Source organism: Salinispora sp. CH2A1_6, assembly GCF_056820975.1.
In genome coordinates this window covers 335183-359098 of sequence record NZ_JBXEDG010000003.1, presented here as the reverse complement: position 1 = coordinate 359098, position 23916 = coordinate 335183, and the positions used below count along the sequence as shown (strand labels likewise).

Below are 23916 nucleotides of genomic sequence, written 5' to 3'. Positions count from 1 at the left end.
CTCAGCCCGGCTCCTTCCAGACCCTGACGACCGAACCGACGAGAAAGGGGGGAAGCAACAGGCTGCCGATGATGCCAAACGCACTCAGCTCCGCCTGGCCAACCAGCACGGCGATGAGCACCGTCACGGAGATACTGGAAACCCCTGCCGCGATGCAGCTGAGTGTGACGACCCGAACTTTCTTCCGGGTGCTGAAACTCCGGAAACGGCGGAGCAAACCGGGGCGCCGGGAGACCGGCGGTGGCTGTGGGACCTCCTCCGGCTCTCGGGCCGGCAGTTCCACCCGGACCTGCGCTGGCACCGCCTGATCCACTGTGTCAGTGGTCAAGCCCCGATAGAGCGTCGGCTCAAGGCGGATCGAGATCCCGTCCTCGCCAAGGAGTTGTCGGCCACCGTCGGGCCAGGTGAGCAGCGCGGCACACTTGTCGTAGTGGACCGTGGCGAACTCGTCACTGCCCTTGCTGACCAGGCTCACCCCCTCGGTTCCGACGACGAGTCGCTGTGCCAGACCGCCCAGCCCGGGGTAGTCGGTGCCGGTGACCTTGGTGGCTGAGGAGGTCGGCGCGGCAACGAATCCGGCCCAGTCCGCAGTCCGCCCACACGGCGTCATCAGCAACGAATCAGCGAGTACCTGGGTCGCGATCTCGTGCACCGCCTCCGGGGTAACCTCCTTCACCCGCCGTAGCAGGTCATCGCTGGCGGTAACACCCTCCCCGGTAAGCACGTCGAACGCAGCTGAGGCTAGCCGGGAACTGTCGGCATCCTCGGCGGAGAGCGCCTCCGTGGCCTTGCCGATCACCGCGGCGATGTTCGCCTCGTCAGTCCGGCCGACCCGAACCTTCGCCAGTACGTCGATGAATCCACCGAGCACCGCGTCCTGCTTCTCCGGCAGGGCATCGGCGAGAGCGGTTATGGTCGCGTACCCGTCGCCGCGCGGTTCGTAGTTGGTGGCCGCGGTGTAGGACAGTCCGTCCCGTTGGCGCAGCGCCTGAAAGAGTTCCCGCTCCAGCGCCCCGGCGAAGACGCTGGCGGTGACGCTACGGGGGGCCACGGCGTTGACGGCGGTCAGGCCGCCGGAGCCGGAGAAGAACGCCGGGGTCTGGGGCAGCGCCGACGAGGGTGCGGGGACCGGCATCCGCTGGCCGGATGGAAGGTCGATTCGCAGCCCGGCCGGTAGCTCCGCCCCCGCGAGCCACAGCACCGCGTTTTCTTTGGTGAAGTAGCGCCGAGCCCAGTCCTGCAGGTCCTCCAGGGAGACCGCGTGCAGGCCCCACTCGGGATAGCTGAGCAGACCGTGGCCGCGGGCACCGTATCGCCACAGCGGCAGACCATCGAGGCCGGAGCCGCCACGGCTGTTCCACTCGGTCCGCAGAATCGCTTTTTCCGTCTCCACCCGGCTGGCCGGCAACTCGCGCAGACCTTTGCACACACCGGTCAGGAACGTGGTGATGTCGTCAACCGATCCCTGTAGGTGAAAGTGGGTGACGACGTTGCCGGTGGTGCCGTTGTAGTGATAGTCGGCGGTACCCAGCGGGTACAACACGAGATGTTCCAGCAGGTGGGTGATCCCCCGCCGGGCCAGGGTCTCGTCGGCCTGACCGACCCGAAACATCAGTCCGGCGTGGGCGGGCCCCGTTGTCGGGGCAAGTAGCGCCGGTACCCCGTCAACTTCCAGCTGCCGGATCATCACCAGCCACCCTTCGCCATCGCCTCACGGCGAAAACCGTCGAACATCTCCACCGGGTCATTGAAATATCCCCAGACGTTTTCACTGACCAGGTTGCCGATCGCGGCGAAGTACGGGGCGGCGAGGGCGTGGTCGCCGATGACGCTGTAGATCAACGCGAACCGGCTGACCGCGTCCACCCAGCCGTGTTCCGTGCCGAAAGCCGGATGCAGCACCGATCTGGCGGCAGCCTCGCGCAGCTCCTCCCGAATCCGTTGGTCTCCGCAGTAGTCGGCCCGTTCTTTGCCCTCCAGGTCGATCAGATGCTCGTAGTGGGCTTGGGCGACCAGGCTGCCCTGTGCCGCGCCCTCCGGCGCAGCCAACATCGCCGCCCAGGCGAAGGAGTGCATCTCCTCGAATGAACCGCCCCACTTCGGACAGATCTGCTGCAGGTACTGCAGCTGCCCCGGAAGATGATGCGGGTCGCTCTCGGCGAGCCGGTCGTAGCGACGACGTGCCTCAGCCTGGCCGAGTTGCAGACCCCGGGCGGTAAGCAGGCGGCAATACCAGATCGCCGGATCGTCCGGTCGGTACGCGGCCGCGTCAATCAACATCTGCTCCGCGCCACGCAGGATCTGGTGGAACTCGCGGAACTGGTTCTGGCTGACGTGCTGGGCCTGATAGCCGGTTCGCACCTCCCAGGCCTGCACGATCAGGCATTCGCCGAGCAGCGCGGCGGCAAGCCCGTCGGCCGGATCGGCCTCGACCTGCCGCCGGGCGAGTGGCGCGGTCGGTGGCAGCGAGCCGGCGTAAGAAATCATTTCGGTCCGGGTAGCCGGGCGCTGGCCGTCAACCAACCGACGCAGCGCGACCCAGTCCCCGTCCAGCACAGCAGCGCGCAGGTCGGAGAGCTCGCGATAGGCGGTAGCGAGGTCGGTGGTGAGCGCGGGCGCGGCAAGCATGCGGGGATCCTAAGCCCACTGCGGCTGAACCGACTAATACTCCAGCCGGGGATTGTGATCACGGTTCGGTGAGGGCTTGTCGGGTGTAGTGGCTGGTCATGGCTCGTGCTTGGTGACGGCGTCGGCGTACGGACCAGAGCAGTGGGTCGCAGCGGCGGCGGCCGGGTTCGATGATCAGGGTGTTGAACAGGTGGCGTAGTTCGTTGACGGTCAGTGCGATCAGCCCGGCCGGGTCGGGGCGGCTGCGGTGCGTGGTCGCGGCGGCGAGGAAGGCGTGGGCGAGGATCGCCAGGGTGGTCCAGCGGTGCCAGGACGTCCAGCGGCGGTTCTGGTGCTGGTCCAGGCCGAGTTCGGTCTTTGCGGCTTGGAACGACTCTTCGATCTTCCAGCGGCGGCCGGCGACCAGGACGAGGCTGCGTAGCGGGACCACCTCGGGTGCCCAGCAGCGGTAGAAGGCCAGCTCACCAGTGCGGCGGTTGCGGCGGATCAGCAGCCAGTGGTGCCCGCCGTGGGTGTCGGCGGCGTGCGGCAGTGCCGTGAAGGACCAGTCGTAGTAGCGGTGTCCCTTCGCGCCTCGACCCGCGGACACCCGCTGCCAGGCGGTGGCAGGAAGACCGGCGGCGAGGGCGTCAACGCGGGAGACGCCAAGCCCGGTGATCACCTGATGTGAACAGGCCACGGCTAGGACGTAGCCCAGTCGTAACTGACGCAGCCGTGCGCTCAGGCGCGGATCGTTGCCGTAGGCCTCGTCGCCGGCTACCCATCGGCATGGCAGCCCGGCGGTGACCGCTGCGGCAATCATCCGAGACGCCAGCTGCGGCTTGGTCGCGAACCGCACCTGCTCAGGGACACCGGCCTCGGTACGGCGCTCGGCGTCGTCGCACCAGGACTTGGGCAGGTACAGCGCCGTGTCGAGCATCGCGTGACGAGCGTCGGTGGCGTAGGCGAGGTGCACGGCGACTTGACAGTTCTCAATCTTCCCGGCGGTGCCTGAGTATTGCCGCTGGACGCCGACGGTGTGCCGGCCCTTCTTCAGATCGCCCGTCTCGTCGATGACCAGCACAGCCTCGGCATCACCGAGGTGGTGGCCGACGAAGGCGCGGACATCGGCCCGCACCTGCGCATCGTCCCACTTCACCCGGGTCAGCAGGTCCTGCATCCCGTCCGGACCCGTGTCACCGGCATGCTCCGCGATCGTCCAGCAGTTCTTCCGCGGCAACGGCGCCAGCAAGCCCCGGACAAAGTCACGCACCCGACGGCGAGGCTCCGGCCTGCGGAAACGCTGCCCGACCGTCAGCATCAAGTCGTCGAACAACACCCGCCACCGCTGGGCGTCTACCCTGTATCCGGCAGCCACCGCTGCATCATGGTCAGTCCACACAACCGTCCATGATCGGCGGTGGCTGCCCTCGTTCCCGCATCGCATCAAACCCCAGCTCAGTCAAGGTCAACAACCCCGGCTGGAGTACTAACCGGATTAACCGACGACCGGCCGCGACACAGTAGCAGTGACTCGGGTTCGCGATGGGTCGCGGTGTCAACCGCGCCCGACGCCGGCTACCGTTCCCCGGGAAGAGACAGTTCCGTCGGGTGTGGAAATGAGTCGGGCCGATAGCTGCAGGACGGGTCCTCGGCCCAGACATCGCCGGTCACCGCATACGCCCGGGCCCGTGATCCGCCGCAGGCGGTGCGAAACTCGCAGGCGCCGCAGCGACCGCCGAGCCGATCCGGATCACGCAGCCCGGTGAACAACGCCGAGTCCCGGTAGATGTCACGGAGCGACCGCTGCCGTACGTTGCCCGCCGCTACCGGCAGGAAGCCGCTGGGATGCACGTCGCCGCGGTGGGACACGAAGGCGAACCCGTTGCCGGCACTCACCCGTAGCGGCGCACGTCGGACCCGGTCGGCGGTACCGGTCAACCCGCGCGAATCGAGGTCGTCGCGCAGTTGCCGGTACAGCCGCCCGAGGCCCAGGCAGCGGACGGGGTCGTCGCCCCGCCGGGCCAGCGCCTCGCGTTGCAGGCACACCCGGCGGTAGTGGTGCGCCTCGGTGGTTTTGACCGCGATGGTCTCACCGAGGTCGTACAGCACGTTGAGCACGTCCTCGGTCTGGGCGGGATCCAGGCTCCGCAGCCCCTGTCCCCGCCCGGTCGGGACGAGGAAGAAGACGCTCCAGAGCAGGGCACCGTAAGCGCGTACCTGGGCGGCGAGCTCTGGCAGATCATAAACGTTATTCATGGTCACGGTGCTGTTGATCTGCACCTTGAGGCCCAGGTCGACGGCGTCGCGCCAGGCCTTCATGGTCAGCTCCCACACCCCGGGGACCCCCCGGAAGCCGTCATGGCTGGTGGCGGTGGCAGCGTCGAGACTCAGCGAGACCGCCCGTGCCCCGGCAGCGTGCAACGCTGCCAGCGCCGGACGGGTGAGGGTGGGTGTCCCCGATGGCGAGACCGACACGGGCAGGCCAAGCTCGGTGCCACGGCGGACCAACAACTCCAGGTCGGGGCGCTGGAACGGGTCTCCGCCCGTGATCACGAACAGCGGCGCGGGCCGCCCGAACTCGGCGACCTGCGCCAGCAGAGCGGTGGCCTCGCCGGTGTTCAGCTCGGCCCGGTCCCGATCGGGGCGGGCGGAGGCCCGGCAGTGCAGGCAGGCGAGCGGGCACGCCTGGGTGGCCTCCCAGATCACGATGAAGGGACGTTCCCCCACGTTCTGTCTTGGTATCCGCACCGGGCTACCCGGGCTCCGGTGCGATGCCCGCTGCCGGCTCGTCGTCCTGGGGCGCTGGCGCACGGTCGGCGTTGGCATCACGTCTGCTGGGCCGCGGTGTCTGCCGGCTGTGGGGTCAGCCGGTCCCAGGCGGATATCGGCAGCGCGATGACCGCGGCCGGGAACAGCCCGTGTTCCTCGTTGTCGATGTGCCGGTGCAGCCGGTCCAGTGCGGCCAGCACCGCCGGCCAGTCCGGTGCCGCACGGTCGACGGTGCTGAGGACGCCGTGGATGTCGTCGTGCTCGTCGCACAGCTGCTCCACCGCTTCGGTGAGGCTGCCCTCGGCGCGCAGTTCGAGAAAGAGGCCGCGTTCCTCGGTTTCGGTGTGCGGCATCAGCAGCGCGAGCAGGTCGTCCAGGAGATCAACGCGGTTCTCCGCGCCGGACGTGATGGCGGTACGCAGCCGTCCGGCGGCGTTGGCGATCGCCTCGTGTTCGGCGGTCAGCCGCCCGATCAGCGGGAACTCCCGACAGCCGCAGTAGTTGCACATGACCGACCTCCCGACCGTGATGTGGGGAATACATCAACCTTGCCCCGATAAACCCGGAGCACCTAGGGTCGTTCGGCCTATCCTCGTCTGGAATAGGTCACCTGCCCGGCGGCCCGGATTCGACGGCCGGTCCGCCCCGGATTCGGGGCGGACCGGCCGTCGACCTACGTCTCGAGACCGGGACGTACGGGTGCCGTCGCACCCGGTTGGGGTCACGCCGGGCGCGCGCTCGCCCCCACCAGCGGAGCGGCGGCCACGGCGGCCGGCTCCTCGGCTGCGGCCCGATCCCGCAACCGGTCCCGCATCCAGATCCCCCACCAGATCAGTCCACGACCCAGGCAGACGAGGGTCACCGCGAAGAACAGGGTGTAGACGACATTGAAGACCATCAGCACGCCGTAGACCGCAGCCACCGAAGCGCCAAAGATGAACTGGGCTCGGCCCTTCATGGGGGTGGTACCCGGATCGGTGATCATATAGTTGGTGAACAGGACGAACGCGACGCCGGTGATGGGCACGAGGGCCGCCCAGAGCTGCACATCCCAGATGAGGTGTCGCAGCACGGCCTGGATCACGAAGCCGCCGACCCAACCCACGATGAGTGGGATCTTCTTGGTGAGAACGCCGTTGAGGACGGTCCCGGCGGTGATAATGATCAGTGGCACGAGGATCTGCATCACGTCCGGCACATTCTCGGTGAAGTGGTACGGCGGAGCGATGTTGACCCAGGAGAAGACGAGCAGGGTCACCGTGATGCCCAGGTTGGACGGGTTCATGAAGTGCCGCATCCGGCCGCGGATGGGCGCCTGGAAGAGCGCCTTCTGTCCGATCGCGACCACGACCGCGAACGCGATTGGCCAGAACTGATCGTTGGCGTAGAGCAGCATGTTCGCCGCGAGCGCCGTGATGTGCGCGGGGAGCAGGAAGGTATAGACACCCCAGGCACCGTTGCCCAGGAAAGCCGGCCGCCGACGGTGCGCCCAGGCCGTGGTCAGTTCGACGATGATCTCAATGGTGTAGCCGACGGCCACCGCGAGGAGCGGCCAGGTCCACGGCTGTTCGAAACCGAGCACCGTGTAGCCGAGAATGTTGAAGACGCTCATGGAGATCGCGAAGTTCCGCAGTGCCAGGTACCGGGGATCGCGGCTGTCCAACCGCGGCGGGCTGTCCCGGGTGGCCGAGGCGTGGCGATCGAAGCTGGCGGCGGTAGCGGTGCGGGGCGAGGCGGGTTCGGTGGACGGCACGGTGCCGGATGCCCCCGCATCAGCCCGGACGCTGTCTCGGACGTCGGTCATTGTGCCTTCATCTCCTGAACTTCTTCGGTGAGCAGCAGGTCGTGCCAGCCGGCCGTGAGGTCAAGGGTCTGTGTCTGCGGGTCTCCGGTGCGATCGCGCCAATGGATCTCGGCGGATACTGGTTGGCTACCGGCTTCGCCGAGTCCGAAAAAGACGTCAAAGCTACGCTTGCCCGAGTGGCCGCTGCCACCGTCGAGTTGTGCTACCCGGGTGCGACCGTCGGCGGTACGGACGACGACCTTGGCGCCATAGGCAGGTGTACCGGGCACGCCGGTGGGAGCTCCTGGGGCTGCCGGCCGGTAGAGCCGGAGGCCGAGGAAGTTGCTCTGGCCGGCGAGGTCGTTGCGGTAGTAGGACGGCGCACCCCACTGTCGGGCCACAGCAAAGTCCTGACCCCCATCACCGTTGGTGTCGGCGACCGCCACGCCACGGCTCGGTGTCGTTTCGGTCATGCCGAGTTCGGCGGCGATGTCGGCAAAACGGCCGTTGCCCTCCCGGACCCAGAAGGCGAAGGGCTGGGAACCGGCGATGTCGTCCCCCGGCTCAGCGTTCGGCCACATGGCCGGGTTCCGAAGCATGAGGTCATTGCTCATCGCCAGTTCCTGGAGCAGGTTCCACCGGTTGGTCTCGCCCTTGACGAAGCCGGCGGTCTGCACGACGGACATCTCGCCGCTGTTGTTGAAGTCCGCGATCTTGGCGTCCCATCCCCACCCGGTCCAGGCCAGGTTGAGCGAGGCTGCGTTGTTGTCGAAGACCGCGATGCCCTGGCTCAGTCGCCGCCGGGCGTCAGCAGCATCGACCGCGTTGTTCTTCCAGACGAAGTTGCTCTCCTCCAGGCCCCAGGAGGTGGTGATGTTGCTGACAAACATGTCGAACTTGCCACGGCCGCTCAGGTCGCCGAACTCGATCGACATTCCCTTGAATGAGTCATGTCCGATGACCAGCGACTTTGGGGTGAAGGCACCCCGCCGCCCCTCGGTCAACTCGAAACGGATCTTGCCTGGGGTGGAGACGTTGTGAAAGAAGCGATCCTTGCCGAAGTCGTTGGCCAGGTACAGCTCCGGCAGGAGGTCGCCATCGATATCCGCCGATCCTGCGCCGAGGGTCCAGCCCGTGGCGTACTGCGGCTTGATGGCCGGTTCCTCGACGTAGGTCGCCGTTGGCTGGTCCCCTATGGTGGCTGAGACCCAACGCAGGAGGTGCGCGCCGCCGGCGTTCTCGGCGCGCGACAGTGAGTGGTTCATCTCCACGTTCGGCTGGCCGGCAGGGTCGAGCACCTGACTGTCCGGGAAGTAGTTGAACACCCCGATGTCCGGGTGTCCGTCCCCGTCGAAGTCGGCGACCGCGACGGCGTTGGTGTTCCAGAGCCTGCCCTGGTAGACGCCGTCGTTGGAGTTCTGTTCGGCGACCAACTCAGTCGGATGGAAGGTCGCCGCGCCGAGGGTCGAACCCGCGTTGGAGCTGTGCATGAACAGCACCGGCGTCCGACCCCAGTAGTAGACCAACAAGTCGATCAGGCCGTCCTCGTTGAAGTCGCCGGGGACACAGCCCATCGGGGCCATCGCCGAGTGCGTGGGCAGTGGCTTCGGGTCGAGCACGAACGGTGCGTACCGGGCCGGGCCGTCCGGCGACGGGGTGACGACCACGGTGTCGCTCCGGGTGTCCACCAGGCACAGATCGTTGGCGATGCGATCACCATCGATATCGTTGATAGCGACCGCCGCGCCGACCGATGACACCCAAGCCCGGATGTGCTCGTAGGACGGGTTGACCGGCCGGACCGTCCGTTGGGGCAGCCCCGGCGGCAACGCGATAGGCAGCTCCGTGAAGCCGTACCGGGAGGCGAGCGCCTGCCGTTCGGAGGCCGATGCGCTGGGCAGGCGGGCCACCGCGAAAAGCGCGGCCCCCAGGACGAGCACGAGGAGTGCGGGAAGCGTTCGACGGATCACACCGACAGGTTGGGGTGACAATGGTTCCCTCCAGGTAAGGGCCACTACCGATTCCGGGTACGGCAATTCAGCCGACAGGTCGGGGCGGACCGGTGGTCACCAGTAGCCAGGGACAGATGAGACGCGACCTATTATCGCGACATGACTACCGCACTGAGGATGCTGCAGTTCTCAGTCGATCAACGAATGGCCCGGCAATCCCTTCACGTTGCCGGCCATTGAGATAGGCCAGAACTAGCTCCCAGCACACTTATCGTGCCGGGAGCACCGCCAGAGTTCTTCTCAAAAGTTGCTCAATGGCTGAACCGTTGCCCCGCTATGCTGAAGACATCAGCACCGGACAGCACTCCGCCTCTTTGGTATTGCTGGATTCATCGCAGTGCCAGGTGGTGTTCACGCGCCATCCGGCGCAGGGCGGCCAGGGCCACCCCGAACAGCACTCCGCGGACCATTGCCGGGCCCTTCCGGTTATTCTCGTCGGCTTCGCAGGCCAGCTCCAGCTCGGCCTTCGCCACCTCCTCCGCCGCCCGAGCAAAGGGGGCGAAGAAGGCGCCACCTGCGTCGCAGCCGAGAAGGCGCAGGCTCGCCAGCACCTCGGTCAGCACCTCCCGGCCGTCTGCGCTGACGTGATGGCTCCAGCCCATCGACGCCACCAGCGCCTCGACCTCCTCCCGAGCGCAGGCCACGGCCAACGGCCCGAGCGAATGGGCGCCGTCCAGGGCGAGCGCTCGGTCCAGGACCTGATATGCCTCAGCCAACGAAACTTGATCATCATCAATCGCAGCAAGTACGCCACGTACGGAGGCGAGGTCAAGACCACCAACCCCGGTGAGCGTGCGAATGAGGCGGATACGTCGCAGATGCCGCTCACCGTAGTCAGCCTGGTTGCGGCCAGTGGGATTCCCAGGCGGCAGAAGTCCCTCGCGCAGGTAAAACTTGATCGTCGGGACTGAAACGCCACTTTGCCGACATAGCTCCGAGATTCGCAAGCGTCCTCCCCTGGCAAAACGTTGCGGAGCAATCCTGCCACAGGTATCAGCAAAGGGCCATTCATCGATTTTCGTAGCTGTCACCGACCCGACGGACCTACAGAAAACCACACCTACCAGGCGAAATCGACCCCCGCCGCTCACCGACCGCAGCGCGCTTGGATAGTGGCGAGTTCCAAGAGACAAAACTGTAGTGCCAACATCCAGAAGTGGTTAACACCACACCCGGACTAAGGGCAAGAATTGATAAGACCACCGCCATAACGCTGAGCTACCCTTCAGCAACTCTTCGCCTTGACCGCCTCCTGGAGCTAGGCTAATATCGGCTCTCTAGCGGCAATAAATTGCCGAAGATACGTTTCCAGTAATGGCAAAAACCGCAGCAATGCCGCACCGTATCCGCACGTTCTGGGGGAGACTTGAAATGCAGGACGCCGCCGAAAGAGCTGTCGTTCGCGCCATCGACAAGATGCGGAACAACCTCTCTGAACAATTAACTGTGGACGATATGGCACGCGCGGCCATGTTCAGTAAGTTTCACTTCACCCGAATCTTTCAGAGGGTTACGGGAGTATCACCAGGTCGGTTCCTTTCGGCGATCCGCCTCCAGGAGGCGAAGCGACTCCTCATGACGACCAATCTGAACGTGACAGACATCAGCCTCCGCGTGGGCTACAACAGCGTCGGCACCTTTAGCACCCGGTTCACCAAAAGCGTGGGACTACCGCCCACGACCTACCGGCGGATGGGTGGCTACACCGGACGAATCTCGACCCAGAAGATCTCGACCGGAACTGCGACCGTGAGCGGCCGAGTCACGATGGACAGCAACGGCTCATCCCCCGGCCTGATCTTTATGGGGCTGTTCCAGCACCGGATCCCTGAGGGTCTGCCGATCCGCTGTGCGATCCTCGACACGCCCGGCCACTTTCGCTTCACCAATGTCCCGGACGGGACCTGGTATCTGCTGTGCCACGCTATGTCTGGTGAGGTATTTCGACTTCAACCCAAGAATGTGATGGTGGCGACCGTCGGACCACTCGTCGTCCGGGGCCACCAGCGGTACGAGGTCGATGCGCAACTCAAACCGGTGTCCAAGCTGGACCCACCGGTCCTGCTCGCCCTCCTCGACACGCGGAAGGCCGCCTTCGAGCGGCAGTACGGCGCCTCCTCGACCCCGGCCATCGCCGCCTGAACCGGCTTCCCCGCCAGCTCAGGCGGCGGGTAGGCACGGGACGATCCAGGTACGCGACGTCCCAAACCCGACGGTGCTCGCCCGAACCACGAACCGACCACCCCATGTGTGCGCCACCTCGCCGCGTGGGGATCACATCATCGAAAGAGCTGGCGGTGAAACACCCCAACTCCAACCCCTGGATCAGGCAGCGTCGCGGAGCTGTGGAGCCAAGGGGTGTTTCCGGCCTGACCTACCGGCGCTGTGCCTGGTGCGGAGGGCGCCGTGTTGGCTGACCGCGACGGTCAAGAATCGTTCAAAGCTACGGTCGATGTAGCCGACACGAACGTCGATCTAAGGGGACGTTCTGATGGTACGCCAAGGCCCGGTCGGGGAACCGAGGCCGGTTCGACAGCAAGGACGCGCTGCTGGCCGGTGGCGTAGAGGTGCGGGCGTTGCGGTATCAGCGCGCGAGTCAGGACAAGAAGGAGCGGGGCAAGAGCGTCCACGACCAGGGTGTGTTGAATCTGGCGGCGGTCACGAAGCGGTCGTGGACGGATGCGGGGGTCGTTCACCGACAACCATCGGTCGGCAAGCCGGCGCGCGTCGAAGGAGCGGGAGCAGTTCGAGTTGTTGATCGAGCAGATCCGCGCCGGTAAGGGTGACGTGCTGGTGGTCTGGGAGATCTCCCACAAGGAACGTGACCTCGCGGTGTACGTGAGGATCCGGGATATGTGCCACGAGGTCGGTCTGTACTTCTGGCTGGTTGGCGGGGTGCCAGGAACCCGACACCGAGATCCGCAGGGCGGTCGCCGCCGACGGCACGGTCAGTGAGTATTCGCATACACAGATAGTGCGGAAGGCGGAGTTGAACCGGCTGGGGCCCCCGGGCCCAAAGGGTGGGATCTGGCGGCGGGCCCTACGGGTTCTCATCGACAAGGTCATCAATACGAGCGGCCGTACACTATGAGTAATTGGGCATGGCCGGTGCTGTTCCAGCTTCCGTCCGCGTGCCGGGAGGCGAACCTGCACCACCGCCTCGCCGGCGCCGGCCTGGCCGCCGTCATCGCCACCACCAGCGCCAAGCGGCGCACCGCCCTTGCCGCCAGCCCCGCCCACCAGATCTGGCAGCTACCCGGCCGCGTAGGCCGGCACCGCCTCATCGACCTGCCCTACACCGATACCCCTCACGACGAGGAATACCCCAGCCACGACCAGCCCGCCCCCGGATGAGCGGGCCGCCTGATGCGGCGGACACGCGGCGCGTACGGCGGCCCAGAGCTCCCGACACACCGCCGTACCCACCCGCACCCGCCGAAACCGCCGGAGCGGGAGCCGTCGCTAGCCGCTGATCGGTCGCTCGTACACGGTGCGGTGCTTTCCTGGCCCCTTGTAGTGGCTGATGATCACTGGTGGTGTCCTTCGGTGAGTTCAATCGAGGCAGCGAGGTCCCGCGCGGCGACGGTGGGGTCCAGGGAGTCGGTGACTCCGCGACCGACGACGAGGATGTCCCAGGAGCGTCGTCGGCTAGCTTCGACGTCGGTGGGTTCGAAGCCACCGGAGACCGCGACCGGCAGCTTCGTCCACGACCTGATGAGCTACGCCTGGTCGAGAGGGTGAACGCCGGCCACGCCCAGGTCGATGTTCGTGGTGATGGCGAAGCGGTCGGCTCCCGCGCGTTCCATGTCCTGGACCCAGCCCTGGATTAGTCGCCCCTCGGACACCTCGATCATGACGGGGATGCCCAAGCGCCTGCTCGCACGGCCCTGAAGACCGCGCTGAACAAGGAAGTGACCGAACACCTCGGCTGTGCCACACACGATCAGGGTTTGCCCGCCAGCCATGCGTCCGCTCGGGCGACGTGGAGAGTGGTGGCGAACCCGACGTGTGCGGAGGGGTTGGCACATCCTCGGTCTGCCGATCGGCGCGGAGCGCACCGATCAGTTCGTGGCACTCCCGGGGCCCCACGACCTCACCTCCAGCGAGGCCCCGTCCGAGCTGGCCCCACGGCCTCAGTCGGCTCGCCGCACCATCATCGGCAGGCCGCCGCGCACCCGCAGGGACAGCATCGGTTCAGGCACTACCGCTCGGCCCGGCAACCCCTCAAGCCGTAGGTCACGCAGGAGCACCGCCAGAACCAGGGTGGCCTCCAGCATCCCGAGATTGTTGCCGACGCAGAAGCGCGGGCCGGCCCCGAATGGTATGTAGGCGTACCTCGGCCGATTGGCGAGACGGGCAGGATCAAACCGCTCCGGGTCAAACCGCCCTGGCTCCTCCCAGAACCGGGGGTGCCGGTGCAGGGTGTACGGACAGATCAGAAGGTCGGCTCCGGCCGGTACCCGGTAGCCGCCGACCTCGTCCTCCGCCCGCGCCTTCCGGGTGAGGATCCACACCGGCGGATACAGCCGGATCGCCTCCTGCACCACCATCGCCGTGTACTGGAGCTGGTGCAGATCCGCATAACCGGGGACCCGGTCGCCGAGCACACTCGTCGCCTCGTGCCGGACCCGCTCACGCAGCTGGGGGTGCTTGTCCAGTAGATACAAACTCCAGCCCAGCGTGCTCGCTGTCGTCTCGTGCCCGGCCAACAGGAGGGTGACCAGCTCGTCCCGCAACCGCTGGCGCCCCAGGGCTGGGTCCGCCTCCGCACGGGTGGACAGGATCAGGCGGGACAACACATCATCTCGCCCCTCAACGTCCTGGCCACGCTCGGCGGCCAACACATCGACAACCTCCTGCAGATGCCGACGGGCGCGCCGGAATCGCCGCTGCCGACGCAGGGGAATCCAGGTCGGTACCGCGCTCAGCGTTTCCAGTTCGAACATCGCCTGATCCTGGACGGCCGCGAAGGACTCACCGACGCCATGGAAGCCGGTCAGCTCTGCGTCGAGCAGGGTCCGACCCAGCACTCCCAGAGTCAACCGGGTCATCTCGTCCAGTACGTCCACCGGCGGCCCATCAACCCGCGTCGCGAGGCGTTCGGCGAGGCGGGTGGCCTCCTGCCCGACCACCCCGGCGTACTGGGTCAGGCGCCGATTCAGGAACGCCGGTTGGATCACCCGTCGCTGCCTGCGCCACAGCTCCCCGTCGCTGGTCAGCAGGCCATCGCCGAGGGCACGACGGGCATTTACCAGCCCGATGCCCTTCGCATAGTTAGCGTGGTTGTCTGCCAGGACGTGCTTGGCGTGGTCGGGGTGGTTGAAGAAGTACAGTCGCTTCGGGCCGACCGGCAGCCGGGCGACGTCGCCGTACTCGGTCGCCGCCGACGTCAACATGCCAAGTCGGTCACGCCCCAGGGCCAGCAGCAGGCGCAGGCCCGCTGTGACCGGAGGACCGGGTGGGACCCGCCCACCCCGTTTCGTGATCACCGTCATGCCACGTCCCCCATCTGTCGCTCGAGCTGGTGGAACCGCCCGGACATGAACAACAGGGCCTCGTCGTCCGGCCGGCGCTGGGCAGACAGCAACCGGCCGACGAAGATGGTGTGGTCGCCACCGTCGTACGCATCCCACACCTGGCACTCGAAGTGAGCCTGCGCCCCGGTAATCAGCGGTACCCCCGTCAGTGCGCCCGGCTGCCAGTCCACTCGGTCGAACTGTTCGGCACCCAACGGGCGGCGTGCATCAGCGAAGTACCGTGCCACCGGCTCCTGCCGCGTCGTGAGTACGGAGACGCCGAACTCACCCGCCTCCCCCAGAAGGCTGTGCATTATGGCCGTCCGACCCACGCAGACCAATAGCAGTGGTGGGTCCAGCGACACCGCAGTGAACGAGTTGGCGGTCATCCCGTGTGGGGTTTCGCCGCCGACTGTCACCACAGTCACGCCGGTGGCGAATGCACCATAGACCCTCCGCAATGCCTTTGAGTCGGTCGTGGCGGCGGCGATTGTCCGTTGTGGCTTCACATCTGGCTCCTCGTCGACGGTCACAACCTCGCCGCCGCATAGGGCTCCAGCGCCCGGATCAGCGCCTCGGGCACCCGCGCCGGCACGGTCTTGGTGTTCGGCCCCCGCATACAGGCGACCCGCTGACTGCCACGGGCCACCATCACTTCCCCGCCGTCTGGTGCGAGTCGTACGTAGTCGAAGCTGAACTCCACCTGGGTCTGTGCGAGCTGGGCCAAGCGCATTCGGATCGACAACTCGTCGAAGGCCGTGATCTCGGCGAAGAACTCGCAGTCCACCCGGAGCGTGAACAGCTTCAGGTCGTTGCGGAGGTCAGCCAACACCTCCGGCGCTCGCTCCTTGAGGAACATTTCCCGGCAACGCCCCTGCCAGCGCAGGTAGTTGACGTAATAGACATTGCCGACGAGGTTGGTCTCCTCGAAACCGACGGTATGCACGTATTCGAAGTACTTGTCCACGGTCAGTGCTGTCCTTCCGTCAGGATGGCGAAGACAACCGGCTCCGTCAGATCCCGGACGGTCGCCACCAGGGTGGCGATCCGCAGGTGGCCGGAGCCGAACAGCTGCCAGCCCGGTCGATCCGAGCGCAACAGGGTAAGCGGTGCCCGGTGGGACAGGCCCGCCTTGCGCAGGCACTCGATCGCCGCCCAGATACGGGTGGCCGAGGCGTGGTACGACTCGTCTATGTCGGTGGCGACCAGGCGCGCCAGCTCCGAAAACGGACCAAGTAGGCCCTGCCACACCGACTCATCGCGTTCACGGACCAACTCCATGTCGCAGGCGACGGTCCGCTCGGCGACCACGGCCAGGGTCAGCCCGGAGGTGTGCGACGCCGAGAGCTGGCGACCATCGCGCAGTTCCGGCCGACCGTCAGGTCGATAGTTCACCTGCACCGGGTGGCCCAGGGAGTGACCGGCGGCGACGGCGGTGATCGCACGCCGCTCGCGCAGCCACTCATCGGCTCGGTCGGAGGTCTCCGGTTGTGCAGCGGCTGAGTGCGGTACCACCGTCACCGCGACCTGGGCACCGACCAGATCACCAACACTGCGCTCCAGGTAGGAGCCCAGCAGCGCGGCGACCCACCTGCCGCGGCCGTCCTTCTTGCGAACCGCGCGAAGGCGCAGCCCGTCCCAGCGTTCCACCACCACGCCGTCGGCGGAGCGCAAGGCGATGTCGTACACGTAGGTGTCGCCGTCCCGGCTGCGTTCGACCGCGCAGTAGCGCAGCTCCTCGTCGCCACCGAGCCGCGGCCCCGCGGCGTACAGGCGATCGATACCAGCCGGCAGCAGCGTGCCGTCCGGGACGCAGACCTGGTTGCCGTGCATCAGCGCATCGCGGACGCCCGGATCACCGAGTAGCAGGGTGGCCGGCAGATACCCGGCAAACCAGCGGGTGTCGGCCACCGCTGCCACCACCGCATCGACGTTGCGGGCCGCGGCCCGGTGATAGCGGCGCAGGCGTTGGAAGAGACCGCCCTGAAACAGGGTGTCACCGTAGAGCTCCAACGCGGGGTTCAGCGGCACCGCCGGCAGCCCGGCGGGGACCTCGTCGGGTGGGCCGACCGGCGCCGGCAGTCCGGTGAATCGTAGGCGGGCACGGAAGTGGGCGGCGGCGAAGTCGGTTTCGGCGCTGTGGATGACCGCGTCAACCACACCCTCCTCCACCACCAGGGTGGCGATCCGGATGAGGGTACGGCCCTGCGGCGGCACCACGATCGGACGGAGGAACTCCGCCTGCTCGATCACCGGGGTCTCCACGCGCCCGGCAACCGCCGCGGCGACCTGGGCCATGGCCTCCATGCCGAACACCGCCGGAAACAACAGGTTTCCGTCCAGCCGATGGTCCTCGAGGTATAGGTCGGTAGCCGGATTCAGCTCGGTCTCCACGACCATCTCGACGCCGTCATACCAGACCAACGGTCGGTCAACGAAGCGCAACAGTGGCAGCTCGGGTCGCGTCCTGCGGACCGTGTCGACTCCCTCGACCCGACCGCTCACCACCACCTTGGCGGGAACCTGCGGATCCGCGACCAGCCGGCGCAGCAGCTGCACACCCTGATCCGGCGTAACCGGGGTGATGCCATCGCGGGAGAGCGTCTCCACCACCGACAGCCGCTCGCCCATGCCCACCCCGGACCAGACCGACCACTCCAGGCAGAGTGCACGACACTGCGGGTGCCGTTGACCGAACTCCTCGGTCAGCTCGGCCAGCCAGTCGTTGGCGACGGCGTAGTGGGCCTCACCGCTCAGTCCGGCACGACCGATGATGCTGCCGAAGGTGACCAGCAGCTTCAGGCGGTCGCCGGCGACGGCTTCGAGCACCGACCGCAGCCCGTCGATCTTCGGAGCGAAGGTACGTCGGAGCGTCTCCATGGTGACGCCGGTCAGCGCGGCTGGTTCGTTACGACCGGCACCGTGCAGCACCGCGGTCACGGACCCCACCGCGTCAACCACGCCGGCGACGGCCTGCCGGACCTGCTCGGCATCGGCGACATCGGCGCGGGCGTAGTGCACCCGGACCCCGGCATCGCGCATCCGGTCAAGGTTGGCGGCCAACTCCGAGTCGTCGGCCGGGTCGGAGCGGCCCAACACCGCCAGCGTGGCCCCGCTGTCGGTGGCGAGCGCCAACGCACACTCGGCGGTGATGCCCTTGCCGCCTCCGGTGGCGAGCAGCACATCGTCGGGGCCCAGCACGGGGACGTTCCGCTCCGCCTGCACCGGCAGCACCCGCAGTGTCGGCACCCGACGGTGGCCCGCCTCGTCGTAGTGCACCTCGCTGAAGGTGGTGGTCGCCGCAACCTCCTGGACGACCCGATCGACCGCTCCCGGCCCTGGCCGGATGTCGACGATGGTCGTACGGACCTGCGGCGCCTCGAGCCGCAGAGTCTTCGCCACGCCGGCAGCGCCGGCACCCTGCTGCACCAGGACGAACCGACGAGCACCAGCGTTGATCCCGGCGCGGGCGCCCGCCAGCGCCACCTGCAGGTCCGCCTCGGCGCATCGTTCCGGAAGGCAGACGAGCACTCCCTCCCCGACTCCGCCCTCCTGCAACGCGTGCTGAAGTGGCTCGGCGAGTGGGTGGCCATCAGTGGCGTACAGCTGCCACCTACCGGAAGGAGCAGCGCCGGAGCGGGCCGGCATCGGCACCTCCTCCAGCTCCACCGACCAGGCGCGGCACCAGTCGGCGACACCGTTGACGAGCATCGAACCTGGCTGCTCGCCGGGGGTGCCCACGCCGGAGCGGGTGAGTTGGTCAAGCGTTTCGGCGAGCTGCCCGACGGTCGCCGTGGCGAAGTTGGTCGGGGTCTGCGCCGTCGGGATCTGGAGGTGCTGCGCGGCCTGGTTAACGAGTTGCCCGACGGTGATCGAGCTCAGATGCAGGTCATCGAGGAGCTGGCTGCTGTCGTGCACCATCTCCATCGGCAGCTCCGCGCGCTCGGCAGCCAGCCGACGTAGCAGCTCCAGGCTGGTCTCCTCAGCGCGGCCGCTCTCCGACGCTGCTGGCGCAACGGCGGGGTCGGCCGGGCCGTTGCCGCGTACTGCGGTGCCCTCGGGCAGGTGCAGGGTGGGTGCTGACTCACACGGACTGGCAAAGAACCGGAACTCCTGCCCCAGCTCCAACGGCCGTACCAGCCGGTCGTGAAAGAGGATTTCGTCTACCGGGGCGGCGCCCAGGACATAGGCAGCACCAGCCACCCGGAGCAGTCCGACTATGGATTCGTCGTCGGTGTCCAGCGCTATCGCTGGGACGTCGGTGGCAGCCGCGGCCAGCCCGGAGAGCACCCTGCCGGGACCAACCTCGATGAAGAGGTCGACCTCCTTGGCGGCCAGGGCGACCGCCTGGCTGAACAGCACGGGGTCGGTGATCTGCCGGTGCAGCAGTGTCACCACGTCGGTGTCCGGGGCAAGCTCCTCCCCGGTGACGGTGGAGATCACCGAACCGGCCACCCGGTCGAACCGCTCCCCCGACAGTGCCTCTCGGAGGGCGTCCGCAGCAGGTGCCACCAGGCTGGAGTGGAAGGCGTGCGACACCGACAGCGGGGTGGCCCGCAGCCCGTCGGCAGTTGCCCGCTCGCAGGCCTGCCCGACCGCCGCCACCGTACCCGCCACCACGGTGTGCTCGGGACCGTTGTGGGCAGCGATCACCACCGGCAGCCCGGCGATCAACCCGGCGACCCGCTCGGCCGATGCGTTCAGGTCGGCCATCGTCCCGGACGCGCTGTGCTCCCCCATCGTCCGGCCACGAAGCCGGGCGATGCGCAGCAGCGCCTCGTCCTCGATGGCACCAGCCCAGTGCAGCGCGGCGATCTCACCGAGGCTGTGCCCGACGGCCACGCTGGCATCCAGCTTCAACAACGACAGGGCACGCAGCCCGGCCAACGCACCGGTGACGATCCGGGGTTGCGCCACCTCGGTGGCGACCATGTCACCGCCAACGGGCAGGCCGGCTCGCTCGTACACCTCGGCGACGTCGGAGAATCGGCGTCGGAGGGCACCGCCGGAGGTACCCCGTCCGGAGCCCTGCCCCGGGAAGAGGTAGCCGATCCGGGCAGCGGGGCCGCGTACGTGACCGAGCAGGCACCGGCCATCGGGGCTGATCAGCCGCACCGTGTTGGCGTCCAGAGCGTCGCAGACCCGGCGTAGCTGCCGCTCGGCGTCCGCCGGGGAGGTGACCACCACGGCCGCCCGGTAGGGCAGATCCCGCAGTTCACGGTGCAGGGTCGCGGCGAGGTCGGCGAGTTGGGCGTAGGAGACGGTGGGGGCGAACTCCACCAACCGACCGAGCCGCTCGCGCAGCTGGGTCGGGGACGCCCCGTCAACCAGAAGCAGCTCCGCGTCCTGAAGCGAGGTGGCCAGGTTGCGCGACCGGCTGTCCAGCCGGGTCGACCGGCGGGGCCGGTCGCCGGCGAGCACGATGTGGGTGTTGATGCCGCCGAAACCCATGGCGGTGACGCCGGCGTGTAAGGGCACCTCCCGTGGCCAGGGCTCCGCCTGACGCAGGGCCCGCAGGGCCTCGCCGTGCTCGGTGAACACCTCGTGCGGCTCGACACAGCCGACCGTCGGGGGCAGGATCTCGTGGTGCACGGCCATCGCGGCCTTGATCAGACCGGCGACCCCGGCGGCGGCCTTGGTGTGGCCGATCATGCCCTTGATCGAGCTGATCGCCGCGGGTGGGGCGTCGGGGTCAGCGGCACGTCGGGCCAGCGACAACGCATTCAGCTCGGTGGCGTCGCCGACGGCGGTGCCGGTACCGTGGCCCTCGAAGAGTCCCACCGTCTCGATACCGAAGCCAGCCCGGTCGTAGGCCCGGCGCAACGCGAGTTGGTAGCCGCTGATCTCGGGCCGGGTGATGCCGCCCTTGCCGTCGGAGGAGATGCCCCAGCCCGCGATGGTGGCGTAGGTCCGGTGCCCGGCACGGTTGGCGTCCGACTCCCGCATCAGCACGACCATGCCGCAGCCCTCACCGGGCCAGAAGCCGTTGGAACCGCGGTCGTACACCCGCATCTCGTGTCGGGCCAGCGCGCCGGTCTTGGCGAACCCGATGATCTCGAAGGGGTCGATGGAGAGGTCCACACCCCCGGCGATCGCCACGTCGACCTCGCCGTCAACGAGGGTCTTGCAGGCGGTGGCGACGGAGAGCAGGGACGACGAGCAGGCGCCGTCCACCGTGTAACCGCCACCGTTGAAGTCGAAGTAGTTACAGATCCGGCCGGCGATGGTGTTCGACAGTCCGCCCGCGAGGGTGTCCTCGTCCACCGGTGGGAACGGGCCCTTGAAGGTCGCCTCGAAGTCAGCCAGAAACCCGCTGAGCTGGTCGTCGTCCCAGTCCTGTTCCTTGAGCGCGGCGGCGACCATGCGCCGGATGTAGGGCCAGCGCAGCCGGAGCTGGTTGGCGCGGGAGAACTCTCCGGTGAGGGTGTTTCCCACCACCACACCGGTGCGTTCCCGGGGCAACCCCTCGCCCATCGGAAACCCGGCGTCGGCCATGGCCGACGCCGCCATGTCCAGCGCCAGCCAGTGGGTCAGGTCGGTGGAGCGGTAGGTGCTCCCGGCAATCTTGTAGGCGACCCGATCAAACTCGTATCCCTCGATCACCGCAGCGTTGGGGGAATAGAACTTGTCCGGGGTCGTGGCGTCCGGGTCCCAGTAGTCGTCGAGACTCATCCGCTCCGGGGGCAGCCGGCGGAACGCACGTCGGCCGGCGAGAGCGTTCTCCCAGAGCTCTCGTGGGGTTGTGGCGTCCGGGTACCGGCACGCCATCCCGACCACAGCGATCCTGGTCATAAGATCTCCTCTGAATTTTGCGGTAGTGGTCGGCGGTCGACAGGGTGGCCGCGAGTTGGCTCTGCGGTCTGGCGATTTCCTCGCCGCTGACCTCAGCTCCGTGCCTGGAACTCCGCGGCAATCGCCCGTCGCCACCGCTCGAAGGCGGGGACGGCGTCGGACTGGTCGCGGGGGATGGTGGCGTCGGTCACCTTGGCCGCCTCCGCCGGCGTCATGCCGCAGAACACTGCGACGGCCAACTCGGTGTGGGGCACAACCAGGCCAGCCCGGACCCGGGCGCCGGCGGCAAAGGCACTGCCCTGGGCCACGGCGCGGCGGTGATCGCCGGCGCGCTCCCAGAAGCGGACCAGCTCCGTCTCGGCGGCACCGCCGGCGTAGGTGGCCGCCAGGCCAGCACCCGCGTACAGGTCGGCGCGGCGTTCCGCAGAGAAGCCGGCGATCATTTCCGTGACGCGGTCCGCGTCGGTGCCGCCGATGAACCACATGGCCCGACCGATGCCCTGATCGATCACCCGGCCGCCGTACTCGGTGGGTCCGGCCGCAGGCCAGGGAAAGGTGTGGTGTCGGTGTTGACGATGCACGTACTTCTCGGTGTGGAAGTACGCCTGGTGGAACCCGTAGCCATCGAGGACCAGCCAGCGCAACAGCGGGTCCGGCGCGTAGAGCTGACCCCAGCGAAACCGCGGTAGCCGCGCCATGGCCCAGCCCACTCCGATGTACGCCATGTAGACGTGCCCGTCGCCGCGGCCGTCGAGCATGGCCGGCACGTGCCGAGGTCGTCCCGGGCGCAGCCCGTCCCGGACTGCGAAGCCCATCGCGGCACCCTCGTACGCGAAGCCACGAAAACGGATAGGAATGGTTTCCAGACGGGCTTCGACGGTGGAGATGTTCGGCCCTTCGGCGGCATACCCGTAGCCGGCCAGAAAAGAGGAGCCGACGGTCTCCAGCAGCGTCCGCGATACTTCATCCTTGACGTGGAAGCCACGAACGTCCAGCTTGGTCTGGGAAATGTTCGGCGTCAGAATCCTGCGACGCAGACCACGAAGGTTCTGCATTGGCACCTTTCCCCCAAGAAGAGTGGGTATGACGACCCACTCGCACATGGCCGTCTATTTAGATGATGACAAAGGCCTTCGCCGTCATGTTCTTCAACCGTGCGGACCCAGTCGATGGGTCGATCACATTCGACGCTGCCCGGGGTGGTGCGACCCCTGCATTCCGGTCAGGCCCTGGCCGCGTCGGCAGGCACAAGGTGGGTGCGGAGCTGGCGGCGCCACACCTCGTACGCCGGCAGGCCGGGCTCAGCGGCAACGGAGACGACGTCGCTGGCGAGTCGCGCCGCATCCGCCACCGACCGGTCGCCCAACGCCCACATGGCGACCTCGCTGTGCTCCGGCACGTACCCCGCATGGCTGCGCGCCTTGGCCGCGAACGCCGCCCCCTGGGCAAGATCACCAAGGTGCTGCCCGGCGGAGTGGCGGATCGAGGCCAGGTCGCTCGGAGTGCTGCCCCCGGCGAAGGTCGCCGCGAGGCCAACCCCGCTCCACAGGTCGCCGTGCCGCTGCTCGGCGAAGGCCCGCACAGCGGCGGTGACATCGGCGGTGCGCCCTCCGTGGATGAACCACAACGCGCGGCCGACACCCTGGTCCACCGCCCGGGCGAAATAGTCCGGGTGACCCTGCCACGGGTACGCCCCAAGGCGTTCCTGCCGGGTGACGTACCGCTCGACCTCGAAGTACGCCCGATCGAAGCCGTAGCCATCCACGGCCAGCCAGGTCATCGTCGGGTGGTACGGGGAGCCGCTGAGGTCGGGTACCACGTGCCGCCACAGCCGCCGCGGCAGTCGGGCCATCGCGAACCCGATGCCGATGTAGGCGAGAAAGAGATGACGGTCGCCGGGGCCGCGCAGCAGGTCCCTGGTCCTCGTGCCGCGACGCGGCGGCAGCACGTCGAGGATCGTGCAGGCCATGGTGGCACCCTCGTAGGCGAACCCGGCCATCTCCTGGTCGACGAGGTCGAGCCGGCGCTCAAGCTCCCACAGGTCGGGGACGTCAATGCCCCACTCGAAGCCGCAGATGACCGACTGCGGGACCGCCTCCAGCCGCCGGGTAGCCGGCGACGGCTCTCCGGGAAAGCCGCGTCGGGCGAAGGTGACCTCAGCCAGCGACGGCGACATGAGCAGGCGGCGCACCGAACCCAGCACGCTCGACATGGCAGTCTCCCTGTCGGTACGACATCTTCCGCCGGATTCGGCGGCGTCTCTATCGTCCGGGCCGCCCCGGCGTACGTCCTCTTCTGCGTTGCGCACCCTCGGAGAAGGCCTGCCGGTACGGCGGGAAATTGTGGCTTCCACCCACATGCCTCCGCAAAGAAAAAGGTGCACCTCTGACCGGCGCCATCGATGATGCAGTGATTGGGCGTCGCATCCGCCGAC

General features: G+C 67.7%; 18 protein-coding genes and 1 pseudogene. 3 read left to right on the top strand and 16 right to left on the bottom strand.

Going from position 1 to position 23916, the window contains the following annotated elements; all coding sequences use genetic code 11:
• Position 1 precedes the first annotated feature (1 nt).
• From AC1UKG_RS06475 to AC1UKG_RS06435, 9 genes and pseudogenes are all read right to left on the bottom strand, one after another.
• Positions 2-1687, bottom strand: coding sequence for a M16 family metallopeptidase (locus AC1UKG_RS06475; protein WP_482642260.1), 1686 nt, complete (start codon positions 1685-1687; stop codon positions 2-4).
• Complete coding sequence (locus tag AC1UKG_RS06470; RefSeq protein WP_018814497.1) at positions 1687-2628, bottom strand: hypothetical protein; 942 nt, start codon at positions 2626-2628, stop codon at positions 1687-1689. Before AC1UKG_RS06470 ends, AC1UKG_RS06475 begins: the two co-directional genes overlap by 1 nt.
• Positions 2629-2686: 58 nt before the next feature.
• Entirely contained in the window at positions 2687-3928 is a 1242-nt protein-coding gene (locus AC1UKG_RS06465; RefSeq protein WP_482642271.1) for an IS701 family transposase, read from the bottom strand.
• A 257-nt stretch (positions 3929-4185) separates the two neighbouring features.
• On the bottom strand, positions 4186-5337 hold the full coding sequence (locus tag AC1UKG_RS06460; RefSeq protein WP_018814496.1) for a TIGR04053 family radical SAM/SPASM domain-containing protein: 1152 nt from the start codon (positions 5335-5337) through the stop codon (positions 4186-4188).
• A 98-nt stretch (positions 5338-5435) separates the two neighbouring features.
• A complete protein-coding gene (locus tag AC1UKG_RS06455) occupies positions 5436-5888 on the bottom strand; it encodes a hemerythrin domain-containing protein (RefSeq protein WP_018744442.1) in 453 nt (150 codons plus the stop codon).
• Positions 5889-6100: 212 nt separating this feature from the next.
• The gene (locus AC1UKG_RS06450; protein ID WP_018744441.1) at positions 6101-7183 is read right to left on the bottom strand and encodes a hypothetical protein; all 1083 of its coding nucleotides are present in this window, start codon (positions 7181-7183) and stop codon (positions 6101-6103) included.
• A complete protein-coding gene (locus AC1UKG_RS06445) occupies positions 7180-9102 on the bottom strand; it encodes an ASPIC/UnbV domain-containing protein (RefSeq protein ID WP_475889398.1) in 1923 nt (640 codons plus the stop codon). Before AC1UKG_RS06445 ends, AC1UKG_RS06450 begins: the two co-directional genes overlap by 4 nt.
• Positions 9103-9503: 401 nt before the next feature.
• Positions 9504-9890: a hypothetical protein gene (locus tag AC1UKG_RS06440; RefSeq protein ID WP_018744439.1), complete on the bottom strand. Its 387-nt coding sequence runs from the start codon at positions 9888-9890 to the stop codon at positions 9504-9506.
• An 81-nt stretch (positions 9891-9971) separates the two neighbouring features.
• Positions 9972-10205: pseudogene (locus AC1UKG_RS06435) on the bottom strand (MerR family transcriptional regulator); the annotation flags it as partial.
• A gap of 385 nt (positions 10206-10590) precedes the next feature.
• On the opposite strand from AC1UKG_RS06435, the gene AC1UKG_RS06430 reads away from it, so the two are divergent.
• From AC1UKG_RS06430 to AC1UKG_RS06420, 3 genes are all read left to right on the top strand, one after another.
• Positions 10591-11316, top strand: coding sequence for a helix-turn-helix transcriptional regulator (locus AC1UKG_RS06430; protein ID WP_080641950.1), 726 nt, complete (start codon positions 10591-10593; stop codon positions 11314-11316).
• 537 nt (positions 11317-11853) lie between these two features.
• Positions 11854-12129 carry a recombinase family protein gene (locus AC1UKG_RS06425; RefSeq protein WP_018744436.1) on the top strand — a complete coding sequence of 92 codons (276 nt, stop codon included), beginning with the start codon at positions 11854-11856 and terminating at the stop codon, positions 12127-12129.
• Between the two features lie 132 nt (positions 12130-12261).
• Entirely contained in the window at positions 12262-12528 is a 267-nt protein-coding gene (locus tag AC1UKG_RS06420) for a hypothetical protein (RefSeq protein WP_018744435.1), read from the top strand.
• Positions 12529-12893: 365 nt separating this feature from the next.
• On the opposite strand, the gene AC1UKG_RS06415 is transcribed toward AC1UKG_RS06420, so the two are convergent.
• The 7 genes from AC1UKG_RS06415 to AC1UKG_RS06385 all read right to left on the bottom strand — a co-directional run bounded on the left by AC1UKG_RS06415 (position 12894) and on the right by AC1UKG_RS06385 (position 23694).
• Entirely contained in the window at positions 12894-13028 is a 135-nt protein-coding gene (locus AC1UKG_RS06415) for a hypothetical protein (protein WP_482642261.1), read from the bottom strand.
• 279 nt (positions 13029-13307) lie between these two features.
• Positions 13308-14669 (bottom strand): cytochrome P450, encoded by a 1362-nt coding sequence (locus AC1UKG_RS06410; protein WP_018744433.1) that lies wholly within the window; start codon positions 14667-14669, stop codon positions 13308-13310.
• A complete protein-coding gene (locus AC1UKG_RS06405; RefSeq protein WP_018744432.1) occupies positions 14666-15223 on the bottom strand; it encodes a flavin reductase family protein in 558 nt (185 codons plus the stop codon). Before AC1UKG_RS06405 ends, AC1UKG_RS06410 begins: the two co-directional genes overlap by 4 nt.
• Positions 15220-15657, bottom strand: coding sequence for an acyl-CoA thioesterase (locus tag AC1UKG_RS06400; RefSeq protein WP_018744431.1), 438 nt, complete (start codon positions 15655-15657; stop codon positions 15220-15222). The genes AC1UKG_RS06405 and AC1UKG_RS06400 overlap by 4 nt, the downstream gene beginning before the upstream one ends.
• A 2-nt stretch (positions 15658-15659) precedes the next feature.
• Entirely contained in the window at positions 15660-21482 is a 5823-nt protein-coding gene (locus tag AC1UKG_RS06395) for a type I polyketide synthase (RefSeq protein ID WP_482642262.1), read from the bottom strand.
• Positions 21483-21574: 92 nt separating this feature from the next.
• Entirely contained in the window at positions 21575-22537 is a 963-nt protein-coding gene (locus AC1UKG_RS06390) for a DUF1702 family protein (protein ID WP_018744429.1), read from the bottom strand.
• A gap of 167 nt (positions 22538-22704) precedes the next feature.
• The gene (locus AC1UKG_RS06385; RefSeq protein ID WP_018744428.1) at positions 22705-23694 is read right to left on the bottom strand and encodes a DUF1702 family protein; all 990 of its coding nucleotides are present in this window, start codon (positions 23692-23694) and stop codon (positions 22705-22707) included.
• Positions 23695-23916 lie beyond the last annotated feature (222 nt).